Below are 23,968 nucleotides of genomic sequence, written 5' to 3'. Positions count from 1 at the left end.
CCGGGGCCGAGCGCACCCATCGCGACGAGCAGTTCGGCCGGGTTCGACCGGGCCGCGGCGAGGAGGAGGAACCCGCCGCCGACGATGACGGCGCCGCCCGGTCAGGAGGTGGGTTGTGCCGGGTGGTAGCGCTGGAGGTCGCCGCGGACCCGATCCAGGTAGGGCTGGATGGCCGCGAGCCTGGCCTGGTCCCGTTCCTGCACCACCCAGGTGGCGGTGCGGTAGGCGGCCGCGAGGTTGAGTAGCGGGTCGCCCGGGACGCCCTGGAGGTCAGCGGTGACGGCACAGAGCATGCGGCCCAGGGCGGGGATCGACTCCTCGGGAGTGAACGGCGGTACGGGGACGGCGTTCTGGCGGTCGGCCGGCAGGTAGTAGCGGAGCACCCGGGGTGTCCAGCGGGCGATGCCGTACTCGTCCTTGGCCGGATCGTTCAGGTTCGGGTCGAAACCGCTCTCGGCTTCGAGTATGGCTGCGATCAGGGGCGGGGTGACCTCTGGCTCCGGGCACGTGCGGCCGGCCTCGATGATCAGGTCCCGATACTGCGGAGGAATGCCGGTGTCGGGGCGCAGCCATCGTGCGGTGTCCTGGCGCGGGGACGGAGCAGCGGGGGCGGTCAGCGCGCTGGACGCGCGGGGTGCGGCGGAGTCACCGGGGACGCAGGCGCTGAAGACGATGGCGAGTACCACCGCGATCAGGGGGGCGAGGAGGCGGCGTGGTGAGGCCGACCTGCCGGGGCGGCTCGGCAGGGCCGGGCTGCCGACGGGTGGTACGCGCGACGGTGCCGAAGCTACGTCGGGTGCCGGTGCCGGTGCGTCTCGGGCCACGACTGCGGCGCCTGCGACGTGCTCGGTGACCGTGACGGTCTCGGCGACCGCGGCCGTGTCCGTGTCCGTCTCTGCGGCCACTCCGACCATCTGTCCCGCGCCCTGCGGGGAGGTGATCTCCCGGTGCGTGTCCACGCGTCGTCGCTCCCACTCCACCGGGTCACCGCCGCACGCGGCCACGAAGGCGGCCAGCACCGCCTGGCTCGGCAGTCGGTGGCCGGCGGCGGCCTCGGCGAGCGTGGAGGCGGAGTAGTTGATGCGGGTGGCGAGTCGCCGGTAGGGCGGACTGCCGGCCTGGCGTCGCAACTCACGCAGGTCCAGGGCGAAGAGGGCCAGGGGGCCCTCGCAGGCATCGAGCGGCTGTTCCTGCCGTCCCACCTATTGATCCTCTCTGTCGGTTGAACGCTGTCCGCCACGGTGGTCCGTCGGGCCGTCCGGGGACCGCTTCGTCCGGGCCTGTTCGGCCTTTGTCCGGCCTTTGTCCGATCAGGCCATCAGGCCGTGACGGCGGCCTGCGGACCGGATTTGATGAGGCGGAGCACCCTGTTTCATCCGGGCCATGACAACACTCAACCGCTTCGTGGGCGTCGCGACTCGACTTTCCGCCGGATCCACCGTGTGCAATCACTCACACACGGTCCGTCGGGGTGCGATCGCCGTGCGCCCACCCCCTGGAGGACCACCCGATGCCCTGCCCGAACCGCCCGAACTGCCCGGCCCGCCCGTTCGACCTGCCCCACGGTGACGGTTCGCCGGCGTTCGGGGCGGCGCACGCCGGCGACTCCTGATGGACGCACTCTCGGCGGCGGCCGAGCCGGACGCGAAGCCGAGACTCCTCACCACGTCGTGGTGGTGGCGATGGGCGCTCGGCACCTGCTTCGCGCGCATCACCGAACCGATGGCGACGCTGGCGCTGATCAGCCTGGGGACGTACGTCAGCGGGTACTCCTACGGGGCGTTCCTGGTGAGCGTGTACACGTTGACCGGAGCCCTGGCGGCCACCGCCGCCGGGCGACTGTTCGATCGCGCCGGACGCCCGCGCCAGGTCATCATGATCATGGCGATGTCGTCGTTCCTCCTGCACGTCGCTCTGGCGCTCCTCGGCACGTTCCGGCTCTCCTCGGCCACGGTGACCGTCACCACGGCGCTGTGTGCCGCGCTACCGGCCGGCCTGCCCGGTCTGTCGCGTTCCGTGCTCGTGGAGTACGCCGATGTGCGTCTGACGGAACTGGCGTTCTCCTGGGACTCGATCATGACGGAGGTGGGCTGGATCCTCGGGCCGGTGATCATCGCAGGTCTGAGCACGTTCCATCTCCCGTGGGTCGAGGTGGCCGCCATGGCCGTCACCTTCCTGGGGGTCTACCTCTTCCTCGGACCACTGGTCGGAGCGCGGCCGGTCGCGGCCCGGCCGGCCGGTGAGAGACCCGGAGCCGCGCCTCTCTGGTCCCACCGTCCGGCGTGGCCCAGCCTGGCCGACTCGATCGCGGTCGGCATGGCGGTGACCGGGATCGTGTCGGCGTTGCCCGTTCTGCTGGCGAGGACCGGGGCCTCGGCCTCGTGGTCCGGAATCCTGGTCAGCCTGCTGGCCGGCACCGGAATCGCCGGAACGCTGTGCTACGGAAAGGCGGCGGGCAGGATCGCGCTGCACATCACCGTTCAGTCGTTCATCACGCTTGTCGCCGTCATGGCGTCCGTGGCCGGTCTGGCGCTGTGCGGGAGCGTGACATCGGTGGCTGTGTGCGTCGGTGTGTCGGGGTTCTTCATCACGCCGTTCAACACGCAGCGATCGATCAGCCTCGAAGCGAGCATCCCGCCCGAACTGCGCACGCAGGGGTTCTCGGCACAGTTCGCGCTGTTCGGGCTGGGATCGGCGATCAGCGCCGGAGTACTCGCGCTGATCAGCGACATCTCGTCGGCACTGCTCCTTGTCGCGGCGATCGGCCTGTCGATCTCGGCAGCCGCCAACACCGTGGTGTGGAAGCAGATCGCCGCGGCCGGGAACCACTGAACCCGAGGCCCGGACCCGGGCCTCCAGCACCCAATCACGCGACACAACGATGCGGGGGAAACATGCTCAGATACGGCACGCAGGACGTGAACGACAGCGGGCACCTGGAAATCGGCGGATGTGACGCGCTGGACCTGGCGCAACGGTACGGGACTCCGGTCTACGTGATCGACGAATCAGCCGTCCGCGACCGCTGCCGCGGCTATCTGGAAGCGTTCCGTTCGCACTGGCCGTCCATCGACGTCGCCTACGCGTCGAAGGCCTTCCTGGTGGGCGAAATGGTCCGGCTCGCCATGGCGGAGGGACTCAGCCTCGACGTCGTGTCGGCGGGCGAGCTGCGCCTCGCGCTCTGGGCCGGCGCGGAGGCTTCGAGGATCACCTTCCACGGCAACTACAAGACGCGGGAGGACATCGAGCTGGCGGTGCGCAGTCGGGTGCGCTCCCTGGTGGTCGACTGCACGGACGAGATCGACACCATCGACCGGCAGGCCCGGCACAACGGCCACGTCCAGGCCGTGGACATCCGTCTCAACCTGGGGATCGACATCCACACCGATCCCAAGTACACGACCGGCAGCCCGGAGTCGAAGTTCGGGCTGTCGGTGCGGACCGGCGACGCGGCCGCCGCCGTGGTGAGGATCCTGCGGTGCGACGGCCTCCGGCTGCGAGGCCTGCACTTCCACCTCGGCGCGCAGGTGGTGGACACCAAGTACCACCGGCAGGCGCTGCACGACCTGGGGGCCTTCATCCGGGCGGTCACCGTCGACCTCTCCTGGAAGCCGGAAGCCGTCACGGTGGGGGGTGGAATGGGGGTGAACTACGACGGTGTCTCGACGCCGCCCACTCCCGCGGAATGGGCCCGGGACCTCGTCCCGGTGTTCGCCCGGGAGGTGGCCCCCCACTGCGCCCCGGACGTGGTGTTCGGCATCGAGCCGGGCAGATCGGTGATCGCCGAGGGCGGGACGACGCTGTACACCGTCGGCCCGACGAAGACGAGCGGTGCGCGCCGGCTGGTGGCCGTCGACGGCGGGCTGTCGGACAATCCGCGGCCGATCATGTACCAGTCGGTACACCGCGTCGTCCTTGCGTCGAATCCCGAACTGGCGGGCGTGCGACTCCACGAGTCGACGGTCTTCGGGCGGCACTGCGAGACGGACAAACTGATCGACGACGTGCTGCTGCCCGAACTGCCGCCCGGCGAGGTGCTGGCCGTCCAGTGCACCGGAGCGTACACGCACTCGATGTTCAACCAGCACAACAGGTTCGACAAGCCGCCCGTCGTCTTCGTCAGGGACGGACGGTCCAGGCTCGTCGTGCGCCGCGAACGGTTCGCGGACACGATCCTGACGGAGATCCGGGACACGGAAGTCAACTCGTCCGATCGGCATGGGGGGAAGTAGTGCTTCTCGTCGTCGCAGTACCGGTTTCACCTGCCGCGGCCGAGTCGTTGGCCGACGGCACCGTCGTCTGCCGTGCGGATCTGCGCACGGCGGACGACGGCACGCTCGCGGCCGCCGTCAGCGAACTCCGTCCGGACGTGCTCATCGTCGACCGCCCGGTCGGCCGGGACGTCCTGCGCCGCTGGCGCGAGGCGATGCCGGGCGAACCGATCGCCGTCGTCCGGATCTCCGCGTCCGGCGCCACGCTGGAGCGCCTTCCGACGATGCGTCAACGATCGGTCTCGGAGGTCCTCCCCTTCGACATTCCGATGTACACGGTTCCGCTCCGGGCGGGCGCCGAGGACGGCGCCGACGAGGACGCGAGCGCGTACGAGGCGCTCGCCGTCGCCGAACGGTTCGCACAGGACCGGGAGCTGTCGGTGGAGTTGCCGAGGCCGCCGGTGCGGTCGTCTCCGGTCCCGGCGGCCGCTCGCGGACGCGGAACGGTCCTGATGATCGGTGCCGGCGTCGTGAACCTGGTGACCGCACACGCGCTGCACACCGACGGTTACCAGGTCGCGATCGTCGACGCGGCTCCGGACCCGCGCGTCGGCCGGCCCTGGCAGGACTACGGCACGTCGCGCGGTGGCGGCAACGCCCGCATGTTCACGTACACCGAGATGGACGACTACCACGCGAAGTCCGCCGACGAGCTCGACCGCATGACGGTGTTCGACCGTCCGCCGGCCCGGTGCGGCTGGGACGTCCGCCGGTACGACGTCGAGGAGGACCGGCAGTGGGTGCAGGACTTCCAGCGCGTCCGGCCCTGGCTGGCACGTGCCTACAACGGCGACATCCTCGGGCTGAACCGACGGAGCGGGGAGCTGTGGTCGAGCTGGTGGCGGACCCGGCCCCAGTTGTTCGACGACGTGGAACTGCGGAAGGACGTTCTGCGCCTGTACGAGGATCCCTCGCATCTGGCGGCCGCTCGGCAGCGGCAGGACGCGGTCGGGGCCACCATCGCCGCCTACTCCGGCCACGAGGTCCGGGAGAGGTTCCCGGCCCTGGCCCACGCCGCTCCGAAGGCCTTCGCCGGCGGCATCCTCGTCGGGGGCTTCACCGTCAACGTCCACGACTTCATGGCCCGGCTGCTCGACGACCTGGAGGCCGGCGGGGTGCGCATGCACTTCGGCCTTCGGGTCGAGGAGATCATGCGGGACCTGGACTCCGCGGTCACCGGAGTGCTGACCACCGACGGCCCGCTGCTCTACGACCACTACGTGGTGTCGCCCGGTGTCGAGAACGACTCGTTGCGCCGTCGGATCCCCTCCCTGCGGCAGGTGCACGGGGTGCTCGGCTGCTGGGCCACGATCCCGAACGTCGGGCCCGTGCTCGAGCACTCGCTGAAGGTCGCGCGGCGCGGCCATGTCGCGGAGGACGCGAACGTCACCGTCGGCCGGGACGAGTTCGGCGAACGTGTCCTCATGGTGGGCTCCGGCTACGGCTGGACGGGCGGTGACCCGCGCAACATCGACGTGCGGCGCCTGGAGGACATCCACGCCGCCGTCGCGGACACGGTGCGGATGCTCTTCCCCGACGCCTACGAGAGGGTCGGCGGTCGCGACGGGCTGCGTGGGACACAGAAGCACTGCGTACGGCCGTGGACCGCTTCGAACCTCGGAATCTTCGAGACGAGCCCCGCACGGAGCGGCCTGTTCGTCGTCACGGCCGGACACAACACCGGTGGGTTCGCCCAGGCGCCCGTGGTCGCCGAAGCGGTCACGCACGCGCTCAAGGGGATCCGGCACCCCATGCACACGCTCTACCACCCGCTCCGGACACAGCACGTGGTCCATCTGTCAGAGCTCGGCCGCGACCGCTGAAGGAGCTCGAACTGCCCGATGCGCAGCGGGCGGTTCGCGGCGAAGGTGATCGGGCCGCCGAGGCCGGCCAAGTACTTCCCGGCGGTGACTGACGAGCAGTGGCAGACGGCGTTCGACCTCACCTTCCATGCGGTCGTCCGGATGTCCCGGGCCGCGCTGCCTACCCTGCGGAGCACGGCGGCCTCGCTGGTCCACGTGACCGGCGAGGCCGCCCGGATGCCCCCGTGCCCCTGGTGGACCACGCCGCCGCCAGGGCGGCCGTGCTGTCGCCGAACAGGACCCTCGCGGTCGAGTTCGGCCCGCGTCAAGACGCTGATCGGTCCGCTGTTCCGTTTCTCCTACACGGTCGAGGGCGTCTGGCGGTTGTTGAAGTGGCATGGCTGGAGCTGCCAGCAGCCCACTCTCGAAGGTGGCGTTGCCTTCCTCGATGCCCGTCCGGTAGGTCGCGAGCACCTGCTCAGCGTCGCCGGGACAGGGCGGGTGTGCGTGATCCGGCCGAGGGCGTGGCCAGGGCGTGCCGGGTGGCGAGTGTTTCCGCGCGGATGATGGCGGTGGGGGCGTAGAGGGTCTTGTCGTGCCGGAGCGAGGGGCGTTGGTGATGCGGCTGCTCGGTCAGATGGGCGTGGGTCCGGGCGAGAGCGGCGGAGGGAGGTGTGTCGGGAGAGCGGAGCAGGATCGCTGGAGGGCTTATGCGCTCTCCTCGCCGGTGCCCTGCCGGAGGCCCCGGGATCCGTCGGGGTGCTGCCGGGGGCATGGTGGGTCGAGCCGCCTTTCCGTGGGAGTGGCCGGTCACGGCCGTGGGGCGCTGACGGGGGTGACCGTCGCGTACAGGTGCAGGGGGTTGAGCGTCAGGCCGGGCAAGCGGGGCTGCCGCAGGCCGTCCGGTGGGATGCGCAGCTGCCACCGGGCGCAGACGGAGGCGAGCATCAGGACGCCTTCGGCGAGGGAGAACTCCTCACCGATGCACTGGCGGGCCCCGCCGCCGAAGGCTGCGGCCGGCCCACGGCCGCCGGGGCCGTCCGCGCTCCAGCGGTCCGGGTCGAAGCGGTCGGGGTTCGGGTACTGGTCCGTCAGGCGGCCCAGCAGATAGGGGCTGTAGGCGAGCGTGGTGCCGGCCGGGATGCGGTGGCGGCCCAACTGTGCGTCGCTGGTGGCCGTGCGGGTCACCAGCCAGCCCGGCGGATTGAGCCTGATCGCCTCCAGCAGTACCTGGCGGCTGTAGGGCAGACGGGCCAGGTCGTCCCACTCGGCGGCGCGGGAGCCGAGCGCCGAGCGGCACTCCTCGGTGAGCCGCTGTCCGGCCTCGGGGTTCCGGGCGGCCTGGAAGAGGGCCCAGCAGACGGCGCCGACTGTGGTCTCGGTGCCGCCCGCGTACATGGTGACGGCCTGGTCGACGAGTTCTGTGTCGGTGAACGGCCGGTCGCCCGCCTGCGGGTCGTAGCCGCCGAGCAGGGCGCCGAAGAGCCCGTCCGCCGGGTCTGTGCGCAGGCGGCGGACCAGTTCGGCCATGTTCCCGCGGGCGCGCCGATGGGCCTTGCGGTAGCGCAGGTTGGCGGGTGTGGGCAGGTTGTTCAGCAGTGCGGGCAGGACGGCCCGCCGGGGGATGGCCGACATGATCTCCTGGAGGTCCGCGGCCAAGGAGTCGCAGGTCTGCGGCTTCAGCGCGGCGCCGAAGACGGTGGAGAGCAGGATGTCGGCGGCCATCGAGCGGAGTTCGGCCACCAGGTCGATCCGCTGGCCGGGCTGCCAGCCGGTGAGTCCGGCCTCGATGCGGTCCGTCATGGTCCGCGCGTAGAGGGGGAGCCGGCTGCGGTGGAAGGTCGGCTGGATCAGTCGGCGCTGGCGGCGGTGGTCGGCGGCCGGGCAGGTTGCCAGGCCGTTGCCTGCCAGTTCCCGCATCCGTTCGTACAGGGGGCCGCCCTTGTCGAAGGCCCGGTCGTGGGTGAGCAGTTCGCGGGTGAGGGTGGGTTCGCAGACGACCAGGACGCGTTGGTGGGCGAGCTGTACCTCCACCAGGTCGCCGAGGGCGGCGAGGCTGCGCAGGAATCCCAACGGCGAGGCCAGGAAGGGGCCGAGGTGGCCGAGCACGGGCAGCGCGCCGGGTGCCCGAACCGCAGTCGCGGCACTCGCGGTGGCGCTCATCGCGCCGCTCCCGCCGCCTGCTCCGCCGGCCGGCCCAGCGCGATCTCCACGGTGTCCGGGGCACCGAGCAGCGTGGTGAGCGCCGCCGCGGTGGCCTGGGTCAGCCGGTCGGCCCGTTCGGCGCCGAACCAGCGCCGGGGCAGGGCCAGGTCGATCGCGAGTTCCCGGCGGGTACTGGTGATCAGGGCGAGCGGGAAGGGCCCGGGTGGCTGGGTGAAGAGTCGCAGCGAGTCGGCCGACAGCTCGGCCGGAAGCTCCGGTTCGAACGGCCGACCGGCCAGGTTGGTGACGGCGAGGGTGATCGGGGCGGTGGTGAAGTGCTCCATCGCCTGCTCGGAGGCCAGCAGTTCCAGTTCGGGGCTGTCGGCCTCGATCTCGCCGTGCAGTTGCGCCCGCAGCTCACCGGCGAGGTCCAAGAGGTCGCTTTCGCCGGCGACTTCACTGACCGTGTAGGCCACCGAGGCGGCCTGGACGATCCGCCCGGGCGGCAGCGGCGGGTCGAGGCGGGCCCGGAGGTCCACCGCCGAAAGGCAGTTGAGCGTCAACCCCGCCGGCTCGGGCGGTAGCAGGGACCTGGTGGCGACCAGCAGCGCGGCGCTGAGCAGGGTGTGTGCCGAGGCACTGCGGGCGCGGGCGAGCTCCCGCAGCCGGGCCGCCGCGGCGGCCGGCACGGTGATCCGGTTCAGCCACGAGCCGGGGCGGGCCGCCGGGGACTCAGGCTCGACCGTCGGCGGGACGACGGCGGGGTGGACGGAGGCGACGAAGGCGGCCCGCCGGGAGAGGAACTCCTCGACCCGCTGGTGGGAGTGGCGTGCGCGCAGGGACTGCTGCACGGGCTCCGGCAGACCGACCCGCGCCACGTCCGGCGTGCCGCCACCGGCCAGGACGGTGTAGGCCTGCCAGAGCGCGCCCATGAGTGCCAGCACGCTGACGCCGTCGCTGACCGCGTGGTGCACGGCGACCACCACCTGGTGGGAGCCGTCGGGCTGCGGCAGGACCGTCACCCGCAGCAGCAGCTGACCGAGGCCGAACCCGCCGATCGCCGTGTCGAAGCCCCCGCCGACCGTCACCTGCGGCACGGTCGACCCGGCGCCCGGCTCCAGTCGCAGCCCGCCCTCGCCCGGCACGATCGACGCGGCCAGTACGGGCTGCACCTCGCACAGGTGGGCCACCGCCCGGTCCAGCAGGTCCAGGTCCAGCGGGCCGTGGAGGGTGACCGCCGCCGCCACCTGCTGTTCGAGCACGGCGAGCACCGATTCGTTCACCGACAACGGTCGGCCGAGCAGTCGTTCACTGGACACGGGTCCTCCAGAGGGGAGTGGGAAGGGGCCGGGGTGCTCTCCCGCGGTCAGGCCGTCCGCCAGCGGTCGCTGATCCGGCGCAGGTCCTGGGTGCCGCCGACGGCGTCACCGACGGCCCGCGCGAAGTCGGGCAGACCGGGCGTCGGCGAGTCGGAGAGCTCGGTGATCAGCCGGTGGACCTCGGCGGCCTCCTCGTCGCACATGCGGCGCGCCAGCGCGAACGCCTCCTGCTCGGTCAGGCCGTTCTCGCGGGCGAGGATCCCGGGCAGCGTCTGCGGTTCGGTGCCGAGTGCCTGCTGCTCGTACCGGTAGGAGTCGAGGTCGTTGGTCCAGGCCCACAGGGTGGCCAGGCCGCGCAGCAGGCGGCGGACCCGGGGGTCGGCGTGGACGGCGGCGGGCAGGTCGAGGCCCGCGCACGGTTCGACCAGTGTGGTGGCGAACTGGCCGAAGAAGGTGTGCGGGCGCATGGCCCGGTATTCGGCCAGACCGACGGCACGTCGGTGGGTGGTGGTGTCCCAGAGCATGGCCAGGAAGGCCTCGTGCAACCCGGCGTGCACGCGTTCGGCCTGGGCCGGTGCCATCAGCTCGCGGGTGCGCCCGGCCAGGTCGGCGAGCGCCCGGGCGAAGGGGTCCTCGGCGGGTGCGGTGCCGGTCGCCAGGACGCGGACGAAGGCGGCGATGCGCGGGGCGACGCCGGCGCTGGAGACTCCTGTCGCCTCGACGTGGACGTCGTCGAAGGCGACGAGCCAGGCGAACAGGTCTGCGGCGAGTTCGAGCAGGACCTGGGGGGCGGCCGGGTAGACGTGGGCGATGACCCGCCCGAACCGGCTGGCCTTCAGGCGCTCGGCGCCGTCGCCGCCCGTGAGGGCGAACGCGTCGAGCCAGCCTCGGGTGTGTTCCTCCGTGGCCGCGGCGTGCGGGCTGCAGCGGCCGGTGAACAGGTGCGGATAGGTGGGCGCGCAGCGGTCGGACCGGTCGCCGGCGACTGGGGTGCTCACGGATACGCCTCTCGCTGAGGGGGTGTCACTGCTGGCGGGTGGTGACGCGGTGGGCGAGGCCGGTCAGCGCCTCGTCGACGGGCCCGGGCAGGGCCAGCGCGGCGAGCGCGGCCAGGGCCTGGGCGCGGCGTTCGGCGATCAGACGCTCGACCTCGGCGCGGGCCCCGGTAGCGGCCAGCACCCGGCGCAGCTGCCGAGCACCGTCGCGGTCGAGCGCGGGGGAGCCGAGCAGGTTCTCCAGGACGACGCGTTGCCCGGGGGTGGCGCGCTCGAAGGCGAGTGCGGCGAGCACGGTGTGCTTGCCGTCCCGCAGGTCGTCGAGTTCGGGCTTTCCGGTGCGGGCCGGATCGCCGAAGGCCCCCAGCAGGTCGTCGCGCAGCTGGAACGCCTCACCGATCGGCAGGGCGAAGGCGCTGAGCCCCGCCAGCAGCTCCGGTGCCGCGCCGGCGAGCGTCGCACCGATCTGCAGTGGGCGCTGCACGGTGTACGTCGCCGTCTTGTACCGCCCGATCGCCAGGGCCAGCGGGAGGTCCTCGCTGTGGCGCCCGGCGGCGGTGAGGTCGAGGTACTGACCGTGCACGGCCTCCGCGCGCATCGCGCTCACCAGGGGTAGGACGGTGGCGAGTTGGTTGGGGGTCAAGGCGGCGAGCAGCAGTTCGTCCGACCAGGTCAGGGCGAGATCGCCGGCCAGAACGGCGGTGTTCGCCCCGAGTTGTTCGGCCCGTTCCGGGGTCAGGCCGGGACCGAGGCGCTCGGCCAGTGTCCGGTGTACGGACGGCCGGCCGCGGCGGCTGGCGGAGCCGTCCATCAGGTCGTCGTGGATCAGCGCGACCGCGTGGAACATCTCCAGCGCCGCGGCCACCCCGACCACGCTCCCGGGCAGGCCCGCACCCCCGGCGGCCTGCCAGCCGAGCATGCACAGCAGCGGACGGATCCGCTTGCCGCCGGCGTCGAAGAACTCCCGCAGCACCAGGGTCAGCTGGTTGGGAACGGGGTCACCCTCCGTGCCGGAGCGCGCCTTCGCCCCGAGGAACTCCGCGAGGCGGGAGTCGACCCGGGTCTCGATCGCCGGACGGTGGCCGACGAGTGACCCGGCCGAGCGCGACGGTGCCGGCGGTGGTCGGTCGGGTGCCAAGATGTCGGACATGTCGCTTGCTCCCCCCAGAGCGGCGCGGTGTGCGCGGCCAAGATCATCGGGTTTGACGGTCTCATGCTTGGCATGTGCGCGTCAAGATCGCCAAGGATCGCCGAGGGCAGGGTGCACCAAGACTGCCCCGGCGGGTTGACCGCAAACGCGTGGAGCGGCCGCTCGCCGGGCCCCACCCCTGCCCGAGTTGCCACCGCGCTCGACGTACAGGTCGAACAGCCTGCGTGCCTCGTCCTGCTCGGCGCCCCAGCCCGACTCGGTGCCGAAGGTCGCCGCGCCCAGGGCCAGCGGTGAGACCCGCAGCCCGGAGCGGCCGAGCAGTCGGTAGGTGCCGAGGGTGAGCGACATGGTGTCCTCCCGTGTCCGTGATCCGTTGTCGAGAAACCTGCTGGGCCGGCCGCGGGCCGGGGGTAAGGGAGGAGGCTTCCTGGGAAGGCCAGTCCGATCCTCGCTGTTGGGAACGGAGATGACGACCCCCATCGTGGACACCACACTGGACTTGGCCGCGTTCCTGCGGAGTCGGCGCCAACGGCTGGACCCCGGCGAGCTCGGCCTGCCACCGCGCAGGCAGGCCCGACGGACCCCGGGGCTGCGCCGTGAGGAGGTTGCCGAACTGGCCGGGGTCAGCGTCGACTACGTCGCGCGGCTGAAGCAGGGCCGGGGGCTGCGGCCCTCGGCGGAGGTGGTGGAGTCGCTGGCCCGGCTGGTCGCCGACCTGGCGCCGCTGCCAGCCGCCCTGCTGAACCACCGCTTCGACATCCTGGCCTGGAACCGCGAGACGGCGAGGCTGCTGCTGGACCTCGACACGCTGCCACCGGCGTGGCGCAACCTGGTCTGGCTGTGCCTGCGGTACCTGCGGATGCGCGAGGTCTACGTCGACCGGGCACGCGTCGTACGGGAGGGGATCGCCACCTGAGCGCCGCCCGGGCGATGCATCCGGAGGGCCCGGAGCTGGGCGGCCTCATCGCCGAACTCCGCACCGGGGAGAAGGAGTTCGATCGGTGGTCGGCCGGGCCGGGCCGGACGTCGAGGTCGGCAGCCGTGGCCGCAAGGTGATGCGGCATCCCGACGCCGGTGTGAGCGCGGTGGACTTCGAAGTCCTCGTGCCGCTGCAGGATCCCGATCAGCGGCTGCTGGCCTTCCGCCCCGCGGACGACGGGAGCCGGTCGGCACTGGAGCGGCGGTGTGCCCGGCGAGGCCGAACGAGTCGTCCCTGGGCACGGGTCCGTTCGGAACGAGACCCCGTGCCCACGGGCCCAGGACGGCCGTGCGGCGCGGGCGCCACCTCCGCCCGCGCCGCGCGGCCCGCGGAGAGGAGGGATCAGTGCGCCGGTGCGCCTGGCGAAGGCCTGATGGTTCGCGGGCTCGGGCGGCCCGCTCGGGCCTGCCGCCAGGTTGCGGCCGGTGGACTCGAACAGGACGCTGGGTCCGGGCGGTCGTCCCGGGGAGGAAGGTCTGGAAAGGAGCCAAAATTACGCCAACTTTCTTACCCTGCAAGGGATTCGGGTGATATGAAGGGGGTGCGACCCCCGTACCAGGGGCCGGAGAACACGGTGGAACGGCTCGGTGAGCGGGTGTCGCTGGGCGATGATCGTACTGTCCACGGTCGCGGAGTCCGGTCCGTGTCGTCCGGCCCGGCCGGTCAGTCGGAAGACGGCCCTCGGTCGTCCGTGGGCGTCGCGCTCTCGTCGAGCTGATCGATGGCCCACTGGGCCCAGTCGCGCTGGAGCTGCTGGAACCGCAGGCCGAACTCGGCGGCGAAGCGGGCGAAGGGCGGCTTGTCACCCGGCTGCGCGGCGGCCTCGATGCGCTGGACGGCCTCCCGCAGTTCGGCGCTCTCCGTCTCCGTGTGGGCGATGACCTGGTCGATGAGGGTGCGCGCGTCCTCCGCCTCCAGGGCGGACAGCAGGAACAGCCGCAGCACGGCCTCGCTGCGCACCGGTCCGTCCTTGGGGGTGAACATCCACTCCCGCAGGGCGGCGGTGCCGCTCTCGGTGATGCCGTATGTCTTGCTGCCGCGGGTGCCCTCGTCGACGACCTCGACGAGGCCGTCGACGGTCATCCTCTTCAGCTCCGGATAGATGTGGCTGTGGCTGGCGTGCCACGCGTAGCGCGACAGGGACTCCTCGAAGCGCTTGTTCAGGTCGTAGCCGGTCTGGGGCCGGTCGGCGAGCAGACCGAGCAGGGCGTGGCGCAGGGACATGCGCCCATCGTACCTAACAGCCTGGACATGTACTCATTGACATATCAGTTGGTACATGTGAGTGTCGGGGCATGAGCGAACAGACTCCGAGCTACCTCGCGGGCCACCTGGCCCCCGTCCAGGACGAGACCGAGGCCACCGGGCTCCACGTGACCGGCGCGCTGCCGTCCGAGCTGACCGGCCGTTACTTCCGCAACGGGCCCAACCCGCTGCCCGGCGAGGACAGCGGGCACTGGTTCGCCGGCCACGGCATGCTGCACGGCGTGCGGCTGGAGAACGGCCGGGCCGCCTGGTACCGCAACCGCTGGGTGCGCACCAGGCGCCTCGACGGCGCCCGGCCGATCGGCCCGGACGGCATCCGCGACCTGGCCGCCGGGGCCGCCAACACCTCGGTCATCCAACACGCGGGCAGGATCCTCGCGCTGATGGAGACCAGCCACCCCTACGAACTGAGCCCCGAACTGGACACCCTGGGCCCGTGCGACTTCGGCGGCCGGCTCACCACCGGGATGACCGCGCACCCCAAGGAGGACCCCTGTACCGGAGAGCTGCACCTGTTCGACTACGGCGTGCGTCCGCCGTATCTGACGTACCACCGGCTGACCGCGGACGGTGAACTGGCCACCAGCTTCCCCGTCGAGGTGCCGGGGCCGACGATGATGCACGACTTCGCCATCACCCCCCACCACATCGTCTGGCTGGACCTCCCGGTCGTCCTCGACCCCGACCTGGTGGGCCGCGGCGTGCCCTACCGGTGGAGCGACAGCTACACCGCGCGTATCGGACTGATGGGCAGGAACGATCCGGCGGTGCGGTGGTTCGACATCGAGCCGTGCTACGTCTTCCACGTCGGCAACGCCCACGAGGACGACCGGGGCCGTGTCGTCCTGGACGCCGTCCGCTACGGCCCCGACGCCTGGCGGGCCGCCTGGGCCCGGGCCGGCGGCCCGCCAGGCCCCGGCCAGGCCGCGGCCGCTGGGGTCAGCTCCCTGCACCGCTGGACCCTCGACCCGGCCACCGGCACCGTCACCGAGCAGGCGCTCGACGACACCGGAGTGGAGTTCCCGACCCTGGACGACCGCCTGGTCGGGCTGCCCCACCGCTACCTGTACGCCGTCGACTCCCACGCCATCGTGAAAGTCGACAGCGAGCACGGCCTCGTCGCCCGGCACGACCTCGGCGCGGACTGGCACGCGGGCGAGGCCGTCTTCGTCCCCGCGGCCGGCTCCACTGGCGGCTCCTTGTCTGGCTCCACGGGCGGCTCCACGGGCGGCTCCACGGGCGGCTCCGCCGCCGGCTCCACCGGTGAGGACGAAGGCTGGCTGCTGTCGATCGTTACCCACCGCTCCCCGTCGGTGCCCTCCCGTCTGCTCGTGCACGACGCCACCGACCTGGCCGCCGGCCCGGTTGCCACGGTGCACCTGCCCCGCCGGGTGCCGGCCGGATTCCACGGAACCTGGATACCCGACACCGAGCCGCACCGCTGACCGACCCGGGCACCGATGGTGTCCTTACCCGCGCGGGCGTGGCCGATCAGCGCGATGTGCCGGTAGGTCACAGCACCTCGTACGGGTCGGTGTCGGCAGACTCGGCCTGGTCGGCGGTTCCGGTCGGAGCCGGCTCGGTGGCGAGGGCCTGCGCGGTCTTGGTGTCCTCGGTGCGCTGCACGGCCTCGCCGGTGCCGAGGACGGCCGCCGCCAGGGCGAGCACCAGGGCGGATGGCAGGGACGGCACGTAGTGCGCGACCAGGGCGAGCGCGGCAACGAATACGGCGTAGATACGGGCTGGGTGCTTGGTGGCGAACTTCATTGAAATCTCCTCCAGATTAATCGAATGGTGGGGCCTCAGAAAGAAATCCAATCACTCGAACGGCCTACAAAACATGCGGTTCGTGTACGTCACTGGGACCCTCGTGGGCAGGCCAGAATTCCCCTAAGTCAGGAGGCCGCCATGAACGTCAAAGTCCGAATTGCGGCAGCTGCCATGGCAGCGGTAATCCTGGGCCTGGCAAATACGCCCAGTGCGCACGCCCAGAACCAGGTCGTCAGGCTTAAGAACGTGGCCTACGGCAAGTGCCTGTACTTCAATGGCGCGGGCAGGCACGTCGGCACCGCTTCCTGCGGAAAGCAGACAAACCAGCGCTTCGAAATCCAGTGGTGGGGAGACGGAAAACCGCGTGTGTACAACCTGGACTACCAGCTCTGCCTGAACATCTTCGGGAAGCAGGACACGGAGGCGGAAGCGGGCAGCTGCGGGAACCAAACGTCCAAGCTCCACTTGGACGGAGGTTCCAAGATCGGGGACACCACCAGGATCTACTTCCTCTATGGCTCAGACAAATTCTGTCTGGACTACCACAAGGATGTCCTTTCCTGGGGGTGCAGTAGTACGGACCGCCAAAAGTGGGAGATAGTCGCATACTAGCGGCAGCTGCCGTTGGTCCCGGCCGGATAGTATTCCCCGAGAGGGGTCTACTATCCGGCACTTTGACATACTGCGGTTCCTGCCGATTGAGTAAGGTTGATCAGGCGTTGGGTACGCGGGGCGCGTCCCATGTGGTCCGACCGGGCCAGCCATCGGCGTCCGCGCCGGTGAACCCGCGCTCGCGCTGCCACGCGGCGTAGCTCTGCCGGTCAACCTCGGTCCACTGAGGGCCGGGGCCGGACGAGTGGGCCGAACAGCCTTCCGCCACCAGTCGACGTCCCATGGCGGTGATCAGGGCGGAGCGCGGGTTGCGCTTGAAGAAACCTGCGCCCGGGAACGGGGCGTAGCCCGAGGTCGAGCCGCCGCCCCCACCGGGCGAGGGCATGCCGGACTGCACCCACGTGTACAGCCGACTGCCGGGGCAGAGCGTCGCGAACCCGTCCTTGTGCCCCTTCATCGCGAGGCGCCGACCGGTGTGGGCACACGCCTCGTCGTACAGTGCACGGGCTGCCCGCAGGGCCGCATCCGTGGGGGCCTGGTCGCCACCGATCGCGATCTGGACCCCGAACCCGGAGACGTTGTGTCCCGGGCAGTGGGCGCCCTGTAGGCCCCAGCCTCGGCCTTCGAAGATGTTGCCTGCCTGGTCAACCACGAAGTTGTAGCCGATCCCGGCCCGGCCCTGGTTACGGTGCTCAGCCTCGATCGCCTGAGGGACGGAAATGCCCGTCCTGTTGATCGCGTTGGCGCCGTCGTAGTGGATGAAGTACTCCGTGCGCGAGGACAGCGAGACGATGTTGGGAGTGCCGTTCCACGGCTTCGCGCCCCACTGCGCGCGGGAAATGATGTTGATACTCAAGGTGCCTCCTGGCATGCGAAAGCCCCGCCCGGTTCGGCCCGGACGGGGCTCGGAGTTTCTGAATTCGGTTATGTGGTGGCCTACTTGGCGAATGCCTGCACGATGGCCACCAGGGCGCCGCCTACGCCGGTCAGTGCGGCGACGGGTACGCCGTAGCGCCACGCCTCCAACGTCCTGAGGCGAGCTTCGTGGTCGTCGAGTTCGTCGCGCACGCCCTCGGCTTGTTGGCCGATCGACCGCACCTCGGACCGGAGTCCGATCACCTCGTCGTAGATCTCGCGGGCCCCGATGCTGACCACGCCGAGCTGATCAGGCGGGCCCGGGTCCGGGTGGCCGGGATGTGGGCATTCGGGTCCACCTCCCCCGTGCGTACCGCGACCACAGCGGCAATCGGCCGGTAGTCGACGCACCGGCGCAGTAAGGCCGTGACCGCACCCTCGGCGGCCCGGGTGATCTCCTCACCGGCCCGTGTAACAGCCGCGGCATCCGGCGGCCCCGGATCGGGTCCGGTGGCGTAGGCGACTACGGCGCGTACGTCGGCGTCCGGCAGGATGATGGACAGCCCGTAGGCGTGCCCCTCGGGCATGGATTCCTCCTCTGATTCAGTAGCCGGCCGGGGAACTCGGCGTCGACCAGGTCCCGGCCGGGGTGGCTGCGGGTGCCGTGCTGAGCGAGACACCCGAAGCGAGGCCGAGCACGGCCGCGAGAGGAGCAATCCCCGCGCCTGCGGGGCCGACAGTGGATCGGGTCGTGCGACCCGGGCACGCAAGGGCTGACCGGACTCTGACTCCTTCGAGGCGCTGTTCACCGCGGCGGCCGGGGACGATGCCGCGGCCGGGCACGTGCGGGACCTGTTCGTCTACGCGCGGGAGAGGGGTGGCAGGCGCCGCCAGGGCGCCCGCCACCCGGCTGGACGTCAGACGATCGAGACCGCGGAGACGTAGGCGTTGTTGAGGGGCACGCTGCCGCCCGCGTAGAGGTTGTAGGGCTTACCGTCCGCAATGATGACGCCGTTGTTCCACAGCGAGGTCACCGAGTACACACCCCCGACCCCGGGGTACGCCGTGCCGACGCTCCCCGCGTAGCAGAGCTGCCAGTAGCCGCTGCTGTCGTGTATCCAGAGCTCGATGCCGTACGCCTCCGCGCCGCCGCCCGGGCACTGCACGCTTCCGATCGCGCTGGCCGGCGACGCCGCCAGGACGCTGCCGCCGATGAGGGCCGCGGCCCCCAGCGCCACAGCACCGATTCGTGTGATCTTACGACGAGCCATCTGCTTCTCTCCTCGTGTCGGACCGTTGTGGCAACCGGCTGACAGGCCGGCTCGACACCATCCTTGTGTCAGCGGCAACCCGCCACCACGACGTTGACCGGACGTTGGGCCGACACTTTCACTGTGGGGCCCTCACACGCCGACGGGCCAGATCCGGGAGCGCCTCGCCCATCCCCACGCCGCCCTCGCCATGGCCCGCGGCACAGCCGTCCCGCTGCGCACCGCCCTCCAGCCGCAGCGGCTCCCGCCCGCGGTGCCACCGTGACCAAGACCGCTCCACCACCCGCTCGCCGACCACTACCGTCGACCCTGCGGCCCGCCACCACAGCAGCCGCCACCACCGAGGAGGCCCCAGGTGACCACCCAGCCCGGCCACCCTCCACGAGCTGCGCACCGCGCTGTCCCGCTACGGCCTGCCTGGCGACCGCGACCTGTTCGAGCGGGACCTGGCCGCCGCCCTCAACGACTCCTCGATCGGAGGTGCTCCTCATCCTCGCCGCCGCCCACGGCCGAACCTCGGCGCTGTCGGCGGAGGCCTCGGGGGGCTCTCTGGTCCGACGATCAGCCGGAGGACGAGGCACGCATCGAGACCGCTGACGTGCCGTAGACGACGGAGATCCCGCGCCCGCCGTTTCGCTCCCGGCTGTCGAGGGCGGTTTGCCGCGGGCGATGCGGGTGGCGGCGTCCGCTGAGGCCGGACGTCGCGGCGCCGGGTGCGGGTCGCTCGGTGGCCGTCGAGGCCGGCGGGGGCATGAGGAGGGGCGCCGGGTGTCCCGGCGCCCCCTGCCTCGTCTTCGAGGAGCTCGACGCTCCGTGCCGGCGGTCCGGCGCGGGACCGGGCCGCTGCAACGGCTGGCCCGTCCCTGTGTGCTGAGTAGCCGACAAGCCCGGGCAGGCCAGTCGATCCGCAACTATCCGGTCTGGTAAGCACGGATGGCAAGGAGCAACGGGACATTTTCGGTGGATGTGAATTGAACGGATCGCCCTGAAGGTACTTTGAACTGCGATGATGTCACCCGCAGTTGCATATGATTTACTTGATGAAAAGGCCGGGTAGCGGGACGTTGTGAATTAATTATTGGCAATTGTTTGCGATGGTCAGGAGAAGGCGGAGCCAACCGGAGTGGCCGGGGGAGACGGCCGCTGACACCGTTGAGGCGAGGGTTGCCGCGAGGATCGTGGCGGTTCGCTCCCGGTCCCTGCTTCGCTCCCGGTCCTCGCTCTGGTCCTTGTCCATCGGGCAGTGCTCCTCCTGTGGGGGCCGGTCAGCACTTGAAGAAGCCGGTGGCCGCGCCGCCCAGTCCGCCGGCGAAGCCGCCGATGAATCAGTCCAGGTGATGCGGGCGCGCGCTGGCGGACCGAGAGTTCAAGTCGGCGACGAGCGCGGTGCCCGCCACCACGAGGGCGACCGCTGCGGCCAGGGCGCGGGTCACGGTCCAGACCGCACAGACGACGGGCGCGTCCGGTCCGGTGTCGGATTCGTAGGCCAGCTGCATGGTCGTCTCGGCAACGGCCACGGCGGGGACGAGCAGCCGTGGGGGCAGCAGCAGAAGCGGCCGGCGGGGCCCGGAGCCGGTGCGGGAGAGGTATCCGGCCAGTCCGCACAGCGGGCCGAGCACGGCGGCGAAGACGCACCACCCTTCGATCTTGGACAAGAACTCGTTCCACCCGAAGACGACGGCCCGGTTGGCGGGATCGTTGAAGTCCGGCACCCTGAAGTCGCCCAGGACCGCCTTCGTCACGTAGTAGGACACGACCGCGACCACCAGCACGGCCCAGGCTCTGAGAGCCGCTCCCACCTTGGACCGGGCTGTCCATCCCGCGCCGAAGGCGAGCAGCGCGTACATCCACCCCGCAACGAGAACGACGCTCGCCACATGGCCGACCGGATTCCCCGACGCTTCCAAGAGCGGCCCGAACACTCCGACGACCAGCCCGCTTGCGAGGGAAAGCGTGAAACTCAGGAACGAATTACGCATGGATGGACTCCAGTTCTCCTTTCCTGATTCCCATAATCCTCCCAGTGATATGGCCCCCACGGGTGGGCGACCATACCACCTCCGAGTGGATAACAGAGAATTCAGTAGAGGCCCCAGTAGGCGTTGCACTTGTAGGCCCAGCCGCTCGTGGCGGAGGCCCTCGCCCAGTTGTCGGCTTCCTGAATGTCCTTGTTGACGAGATCCGAGATGGCGACACTGGCGGAGTGCTTCTTGGTGGGGTGGGTGTAGTTCGAATAGCACTTCTTGTAACCACCGTCCCGCATGGATCCGTGCTGCCACGTGCCGCCGCCGACGTTCTCTCTCGTGACCGGCCCGGAACCCTCGTCGAAGGAGACGGAGCCCCACACGACAGGCTTCTCGCCGTTCGGCCCTATGAGTGCGGCCGGTGGGGTCTCCCCTGCGGCTGCGGTACGGGCCTCGACCCGAGGCGCGACCGGACCGACGGCCGCGGCGACCGCCGGCGTGGAGGGCACCAGGATCCCAGCAGTGACCACCGCCGAGAACGCACCAAATGCAAGCCTTCCCGCACTCTTCTTCATCAGGTCTTTCCTTCCATGTGTCGGACAGCGAGGAGGGCGAGATGATTCCGGACGCGGCAGCCCGGCGACAATTCACCGGAGCACCGGACAGTCGGCGCACAGGCCCCCTCGCGTTCAAATATCCGGGCGAACCGGGACGAAGCTCAGATTGCCGTAGTTGACGGCTGGTCGGGGAGTGCCTGGGGACCCGATGTCCTCCAGAGTGGGACTTGTGTCCCGATCAGTTCAGGTCACTCCACGGCCCGGCGCTTGGCAGGCGCTCACGTCGCCGAGACCACGCGGACCGCAGCGGGCCACCGGCTAGGTGCCGCTGGAGCTGATGACCACCGTCCGTCCGCTACGCCGCCGACCTCGACACCACCATCACCGCCGCCGACACCGCCGGCGCCCTTGACCCGAACACCGGCCGGGCCTCCGCAGACGACCTCGCCCGGGACCTGGCCGAGCTCGCCGCCGACTACCTCGCCGCGGGCGAACCCCCCGTTACCTTCTTCGTGGCCCCGTAACGGGGCTCCCGGCCTCCGGTCCGGCATGGCTGTTCCCCCCTGCAGTTCGTATGAGGCGGGGGGTGGTGCCACCGGGCCGGAGGCATCGGTAGACCGCTGATAGAGGCAGGACCACCAACGTGCCGGGAGGCTCTTCGTCACGTGGATGCCGGCGATCGATGCCACGCCAACGAGGCCGGGACAGCACAACCTCGTAAGGGATCAGCGTGATCGACACCGGCGACGTGGACGTCTTCCTCGGACTGGACGTCGGCAAGGGCGAGCACCACGGCACCGCCGTGACCCGGGCTGGCAAGCGGGTATTCGACAAGCGTCTACCGAACAGCGAGACCAAGATGCGGGCCGTGCTGGACAAGCTCACCGCGAAGCACGGCGCCGTCCTGGTCGTGGTCGACCAGCCGGCCTCCATCGGCACCCTGCCCCTGGCAGTGGCCCGGGACGCCGGCTACCGGGTCGCCCACCTGCCCGGCCTGACGATGCGGCGCATCGCCGACCTCTACCCCGGTCAGGCCAAGACCGACGCCCGCGACGCCTTCGTCATCGCGGACACCGCCCGCACCGTGCCGCACACCCTGCGCGGCCGCTACCTGTTCAACATCGAATCCAGCGGCTCCGGCCAGGGCGTTCGCGCTTTCCGGGGTCCGGATGCCGTCGGGGACGACGAAGACGAGTAACCGTGAGGCTGGCCTGTATGTCAGTGAAGGGCAGGGTGGCCGCGGTCCCTTTTCTTGAGCGAACGATCCAGATAGGTTACGGTCGGGTCATGGCAAGGACCCGGGAGTTCGACACCGAGGCGGCGGTGAGCCGCGCGATGGAGCTGTTCTGGACGCGCGGCTACGAGGCCACCTCGGTACGTGACCTGACCAGGCACCTGGGGATCGGGCAGGGGTCCTTGTATGCCGCGTTCGGCGACAAGGACGGCCTGTACCGGGCGGCCCTGGAGCACTACCGCACCACCCTCGCGGCGGACGCCCTGCGCAGCCTGGAGGAGGGGGCGGACGCCCGCTCGGCGATCCGCGCGATGCTGGTCGAGCGGGTCCGGATCGCCGTGGAGGACGACGGCCGGGGCTGCCTGGCGGTCAACGCCGCCTGTGAGCGCCTGCCGGAAGATGCGGCGACCCGGCGCACCGTGCGCGGCATGCAGGACGCCGGCCGGGATGCGCTCGCCGAGGTGCTGCGGGTCGCGGCGGAGCGGGGCGAGATCGCGAAGCGCCACGACCCGCACACTCTCGCCGCTTTCCTCGTCACCTTCCTCAACGGACTGCTGGTCTCCTCGAAGATCACATCGGACGTCCGCGCCCTCGAACCCCTTGTGGAGGTCGCACTGGCCGTCCTCGACTGACTTTTTCATGCCCAAAATCTGTATCAAGCGATCCAGAAAAGTCGCCGATGCCCGCTCGGACACGGGATCCGGCTCTACCCGGAGAACGTCGTCCTGCGCCCCGCCAGCCGTCCCGCCGTTCTGATGCCCCCCGGCGGCAGCGGACCGAGCTGTCCAGTGACCCTCGTCGACCCCTTCGCAAGCCCACTGACACCCACGCGAAGTACACCAGGAGTTTGGGAAAACATGATGTTCGACCATGCCGGAACGCCCGTCCGCACGGGCCGAACCGCCGTCAACGGAACGAGTCTGCACCACCGCACCGCCGGGTCCGGCCCCGCCGTGGTGCTCCTGCACGGCGTGCCCAAGACCGGCTACCACTGGCGTCACCTCGTCCCGAAGCTGACGCCCCACCACACCGTCGTCGTCCCGGACCTCCGCGGTCTCGGCGACTCCGCCCGCCCGTCGGGCGGCTACGACTCCGCGACGATGAGCGACGACATCGCCGAGCTGATGAACCACCTCGGACACGAGACGTACGCCGTGGTGGGCGAGGACTGGGGGGCGGTGATCGGCTACCAGCTCGCCGCCCGTCACCGCGACCACGTCACGGCCCTCGTGTTCGCCGAGGCCCTGTTCCCCGGGTTCGGCTTCGAGGACCACGCGGCCCTCACTCCCGAGAACGTCTCCAGCGGCATGCACCTGTGGCATCTGGGCTTCTACTTCCAGCCGGACGTACCCGAGATGCTGATCGCCGGCCACGAGCGTGAGCTGATCACCTACATGACCAAGTTCGGGCGCAGCCGGCCCGACAGCGCCACCTCCGACGCGGTCGACGAATACGTGCGCTGCTACTCCATGCCCGGCGGCATCCGGGCGATGCTTTCGGTCTACCGGGCGATGCTCGTGGACGCCGAACAGAACCGGCAGGCCGCGCAGAAGAAGCTGGACATCCCGGTTCTGGCGCTCGGTGGATCCGCGTTCATCGGCGACCGCAACGAGTCCCAGATGCGGCTCATGGCCCACGACGTCACCGGACACGTATTCGACGCCGGCCACGACCTCGCAGAAGAAGTACCTGACGAGATGGCCGACGTCCTCCTGCCGTTCCTGGCCACACACCAGTAACCGCACCCGGCGACGGGGAGAACCCGCCAGTGCAGCTGC

At 70.7% G+C, this 23,968-nt stretch carries 21 protein-coding genes and 2 pseudogenes; 10 read left to right on the top strand and 13 right to left on the bottom strand.

Annotation, left to right across the window (positions count from 1 at the left end):
• Nucleotides 1-101: 101 nt before the first annotated feature.
• Nucleotides 102-1,202, bottom strand: coding sequence for a helix-turn-helix domain-containing protein (locus ACIP4P_RS23705; protein WP_400921391.1), 1,101 nt, complete (start codon nucleotides 1,200-1,202; stop codon nucleotides 102-104).
• Nucleotides 1,203-1,611: 409 nt separating this feature from the next.
• Between ACIP4P_RS23705 and ACIP4P_RS23700 the strand changes: the two genes are divergently transcribed.
• The 4 genes from ACIP4P_RS23700 to ACIP4P_RS23685 are packed head-to-tail and all read left to right on the top strand — an operon-like array spanning nucleotide 1,612 to nucleotide 6,640.
• Nucleotides 1,612-2,832, top strand: coding sequence for an MFS transporter (locus ACIP4P_RS23700; RefSeq protein ID WP_400921389.1), 1,221 nt, complete (start codon nucleotides 1,612-1,614; stop codon nucleotides 2,830-2,832).
• Nucleotides 2,799-4,232, top strand: a complete 1,434-nt coding sequence (gene lysA / locus ACIP4P_RS23695; protein WP_400921387.1) for a diaminopimelate decarboxylase — start codon at nucleotides 2,799-2,801, stop codon at nucleotides 4,230-4,232. Before ACIP4P_RS23700 ends, lysA begins: the two co-directional genes overlap by 34 nt.
• On the top strand, nucleotides 4,232-6,094 hold the full coding sequence (locus tag ACIP4P_RS23690) for an NAD(P)/FAD-dependent oxidoreductase (protein ID WP_400921385.1): 1,863 nt from the start codon (nucleotides 4,232-4,234) through the stop codon (nucleotides 6,092-6,094). Before lysA ends, ACIP4P_RS23690 begins: the two co-directional genes overlap by 1 nt.
• An 18-nt stretch (nucleotides 6,095-6,112) precedes the next feature.
• A complete protein-coding gene (locus ACIP4P_RS23685) occupies nucleotides 6,113-6,640 on the top strand; it encodes a winged helix-turn-helix domain-containing protein (RefSeq protein ID WP_400921383.1) in 528 nt (175 codons plus the stop codon).
• A gap of 243 nt (nucleotides 6,641-6,883) precedes the next feature.
• Here the strand turns inward: ACIP4P_RS23685 and ACIP4P_RS23680 are convergent, their stop codons facing one another.
• From ACIP4P_RS23680 to ACIP4P_RS23660, 5 genes and pseudogenes are all read right to left on the bottom strand, one after another.
• On the bottom strand, nucleotides 6,884-8,236 hold the full coding sequence (locus ACIP4P_RS23680; protein ID WP_400921381.1) for a cytochrome P450: 1,353 nt from the start codon (nucleotides 8,234-8,236) through the stop codon (nucleotides 6,884-6,886).
• Entirely contained in the window at nucleotides 8,233-9,537 is a 1,305-nt protein-coding gene (locus tag ACIP4P_RS23675; RefSeq protein ID WP_400921379.1) for a condensation protein, read from the bottom strand. Before ACIP4P_RS23675 ends, ACIP4P_RS23680 begins: the two co-directional genes overlap by 4 nt.
• 47 nt (nucleotides 9,538-9,584) lie before the next feature.
• Nucleotides 9,585-10,535: a terpene synthase gene (locus ACIP4P_RS23670; protein ID WP_400921377.1), complete on the bottom strand. Its 951-nt coding sequence runs from the start codon at nucleotides 10,533-10,535 to the stop codon at nucleotides 9,585-9,587.
• 25 nt (nucleotides 10,536-10,560) lie between these two features.
• Nucleotides 10,561-11,682 carry a polyprenyl synthetase family protein gene (locus tag ACIP4P_RS23665; RefSeq protein ID WP_400921375.1) on the bottom strand — a complete coding sequence of 374 codons (1,122 nt, stop codon included), beginning with the start codon at nucleotides 11,680-11,682 and terminating at the stop codon, nucleotides 10,561-10,563.
• A gap of 186 nt (nucleotides 11,683-11,868) precedes the next feature.
• A pseudogene (locus tag ACIP4P_RS23660) lies at nucleotides 11,869-12,030 on the bottom strand (aldo/keto reductase); the annotation flags it as partial.
• Between the two features lie 118 nt (nucleotides 12,031-12,148).
• Between ACIP4P_RS23660 and ACIP4P_RS23655 the strand changes: the two are divergent.
• Nucleotides 12,149-12,598 (top strand): helix-turn-helix domain-containing protein, encoded by a 450-nt coding sequence (locus ACIP4P_RS23655; protein ID WP_400921373.1) that lies wholly within the window; start codon nucleotides 12,149-12,151, stop codon nucleotides 12,596-12,598.
• Between the two features lie 726 nt (nucleotides 12,599-13,324).
• On the opposite strand, the gene ACIP4P_RS23650 is transcribed toward ACIP4P_RS23655, so the two are convergent.
• On the bottom strand, nucleotides 13,325-13,885 hold the full coding sequence (locus tag ACIP4P_RS23650) for a PadR family transcriptional regulator (RefSeq protein ID WP_400921371.1): 561 nt from the start codon (nucleotides 13,883-13,885) through the stop codon (nucleotides 13,325-13,327).
• 71 nt (nucleotides 13,886-13,956) lie between these two features.
• Between ACIP4P_RS23650 and ACIP4P_RS23645 the strand changes: the two genes are divergently transcribed.
• Nucleotides 13,957-15,372, top strand: a complete 1,416-nt coding sequence (locus tag ACIP4P_RS23645; protein WP_400921369.1) for a carotenoid oxygenase family protein — start codon at nucleotides 13,957-13,959, stop codon at nucleotides 15,370-15,372.
• A gap of 67 nt (nucleotides 15,373-15,439) precedes the next feature.
• On the opposite strand, the gene ACIP4P_RS23640 is transcribed toward ACIP4P_RS23645, so the two are convergent.
• On the bottom strand, nucleotides 15,440-15,694 hold the full coding sequence (locus ACIP4P_RS23640) for a hypothetical protein (RefSeq protein ID WP_400921367.1): 255 nt from the start codon (nucleotides 15,692-15,694) through the stop codon (nucleotides 15,440-15,442).
• A 141-nt stretch (nucleotides 15,695-15,835) separates the two neighbouring features.
• Between ACIP4P_RS23640 and ACIP4P_RS23635 the strand changes: the two genes are divergently transcribed.
• A complete protein-coding gene (locus ACIP4P_RS23635) occupies nucleotides 15,836-16,309 on the top strand; it encodes an RICIN domain-containing protein (protein ID WP_400921365.1) in 474 nt (157 codons plus the stop codon).
• A gap of 100 nt (nucleotides 16,310-16,409) precedes the next feature.
• Here the strand turns inward: ACIP4P_RS23635 and ACIP4P_RS23630 are convergent, their stop codons facing one another.
• The 5 genes from ACIP4P_RS23630 to ACIP4P_RS23610 form a co-directional block, all read right to left on the bottom strand.
• Nucleotides 16,410-17,165 (bottom strand): peptidoglycan-binding protein, encoded by a 756-nt coding sequence (locus ACIP4P_RS23630; RefSeq protein WP_400921363.1) that lies wholly within the window; start codon nucleotides 17,163-17,165, stop codon nucleotides 16,410-16,412.
• Nucleotides 17,166-17,245: 80 nt separating this feature from the next.
• Nucleotides 17,246-17,464 carry a hypothetical protein gene (locus ACIP4P_RS23625; protein WP_400921361.1) on the bottom strand — a complete coding sequence of 73 codons (219 nt, stop codon included), beginning with the start codon at nucleotides 17,462-17,464 and terminating at the stop codon, nucleotides 17,246-17,248.
• Between the two features lie 617 nt (nucleotides 17,465-18,081).
• On the bottom strand, nucleotides 18,082-18,435 hold the full coding sequence (locus ACIP4P_RS23620) for a hypothetical protein (RefSeq protein WP_400921358.1): 354 nt from the start codon (nucleotides 18,433-18,435) through the stop codon (nucleotides 18,082-18,084).
• A gap of 1,325 nt (nucleotides 18,436-19,760) precedes the next feature.
• Nucleotides 19,761-20,414, bottom strand: coding sequence for a hypothetical protein (locus ACIP4P_RS23615; RefSeq protein ID WP_400921357.1), 654 nt, complete (start codon nucleotides 20,412-20,414; stop codon nucleotides 19,761-19,763).
• A 101-nt stretch (nucleotides 20,415-20,515) separates the two neighbouring features.
• Nucleotides 20,516-20,974 (bottom strand): lactococcin 972 family bacteriocin, encoded by a 459-nt coding sequence (locus ACIP4P_RS23610; RefSeq protein WP_400921355.1) that lies wholly within the window; start codon nucleotides 20,972-20,974, stop codon nucleotides 20,516-20,518.
• Between the two features lie 715 nt (nucleotides 20,975-21,689).
• Between ACIP4P_RS23610 and ACIP4P_RS23605 the strand changes: the two are divergent.
• The 3 genes and pseudogenes from ACIP4P_RS23605 to ACIP4P_RS23595 all read left to right on the top strand — a co-directional run.
• A pseudogene (locus ACIP4P_RS23605) lies at nucleotides 21,690-22,058 on the top strand (IS110 family transposase); the annotation flags it as partial.
• A 185-nt stretch (nucleotides 22,059-22,243) separates the two neighbouring features.
• A complete protein-coding gene (locus ACIP4P_RS23600; protein ID WP_400921353.1) occupies nucleotides 22,244-22,822 on the top strand; it encodes a TetR/AcrR family transcriptional regulator in 579 nt (192 codons plus the stop codon).
• A 225-nt stretch (nucleotides 22,823-23,047) separates the two neighbouring features.
• Entirely contained in the window at nucleotides 23,048-23,929 is an 882-nt protein-coding gene (locus ACIP4P_RS23595; protein ID WP_400921350.1) for an alpha/beta fold hydrolase, read from the top strand.
• Nucleotides 23,930-23,968: the final 39 nt, after the last annotated feature.

This window comes from Kitasatospora sp. NPDC089509 (genome assembly GCF_044749365.1).
Lineage (GTDB): Bacteria > Actinomycetota > Actinomycetes > Streptomycetales > Streptomycetaceae > Kitasatospora.
This window is presented reverse-complemented; position numbering and strand designations above follow the sequence as displayed.

Excerpts from the sequence above, each read along its gene's own strand:
- ACIP4P_RS23700 (WP_400921389.1), top strand. The coding sequence starts at position 1,612 with ATGGACGCACTCTCGGCGGCGGCCGAGCCGGACGCGAAGCCGAGACTC.
- ACIP4P_RS23685 (WP_400921383.1), top strand. The coding sequence starts at position 6,113 with ATGCGCAGCGGGCGGTTCGCGGCGAAGGTGATCGGGCCGCCGAGGCCG.
- ACIP4P_RS23680 (WP_400921381.1), bottom strand. The coding sequence starts at position 8,236 with ATGAGCGCCACCGCGAGTGCCGCGACTGCGGTTCGGGCACCCGGCGCG.
- ACIP4P_RS23665 (WP_400921375.1), bottom strand. The coding sequence starts at position 11,682 with ATGTCCGACATCTTGGCACCCGACCGACCACCGCCGGCACCGTCGCGC.
- ACIP4P_RS23655 (WP_400921373.1), top strand. The coding sequence starts at position 12,149 with ATGACGACCCCCATCGTGGACACCACACTGGACTTGGCCGCGTTCCTG.
- ACIP4P_RS23650 (WP_400921371.1), bottom strand. The coding sequence starts at position 13,885 with ATGTCCCTGCGCCACGCCCTGCTCGGTCTGCTCGCCGACCGGCCCCAG.
- ACIP4P_RS23645 (WP_400921369.1), top strand. The coding sequence starts at position 13,957 with ATGAGCGAACAGACTCCGAGCTACCTCGCGGGCCACCTGGCCCCCGTC.
- ACIP4P_RS23640 (WP_400921367.1), bottom strand. The coding sequence starts at position 15,694 with ATGAAGTTCGCCACCAAGCACCCAGCCCGTATCTACGCCGTATTCGTT.
- ACIP4P_RS23635 (WP_400921365.1), top strand. The coding sequence starts at position 15,836 with ATGAACGTCAAAGTCCGAATTGCGGCAGCTGCCATGGCAGCGGTAATC.
- ACIP4P_RS23620 (WP_400921358.1), bottom strand. The coding sequence starts at position 18,435 with ATGGCTCGTCGTAAGATCACACGAATCGGTGCTGTGGCGCTGGGGGCC.
- ACIP4P_RS23615 (WP_400921357.1), bottom strand. The coding sequence starts at position 20,414 with ATGCGTAATTCGTTCCTGAGTTTCACGCTTTCCCTCGCAAGCGGGCTG.
- ACIP4P_RS23610 (WP_400921355.1), bottom strand. The coding sequence starts at position 20,974 with ATGAAGAAGAGTGCGGGAAGGCTTGCATTTGGTGCGTTCTCGGCGGTG.
- ACIP4P_RS23600 (WP_400921353.1), top strand. The coding sequence starts at position 22,244 with ATGGCAAGGACCCGGGAGTTCGACACCGAGGCGGCGGTGAGCCGCGCG.
- ACIP4P_RS23595 (WP_400921350.1), top strand. The coding sequence starts at position 23,048 with ATGATGTTCGACCATGCCGGAACGCCCGTCCGCACGGGCCGAACCGCC.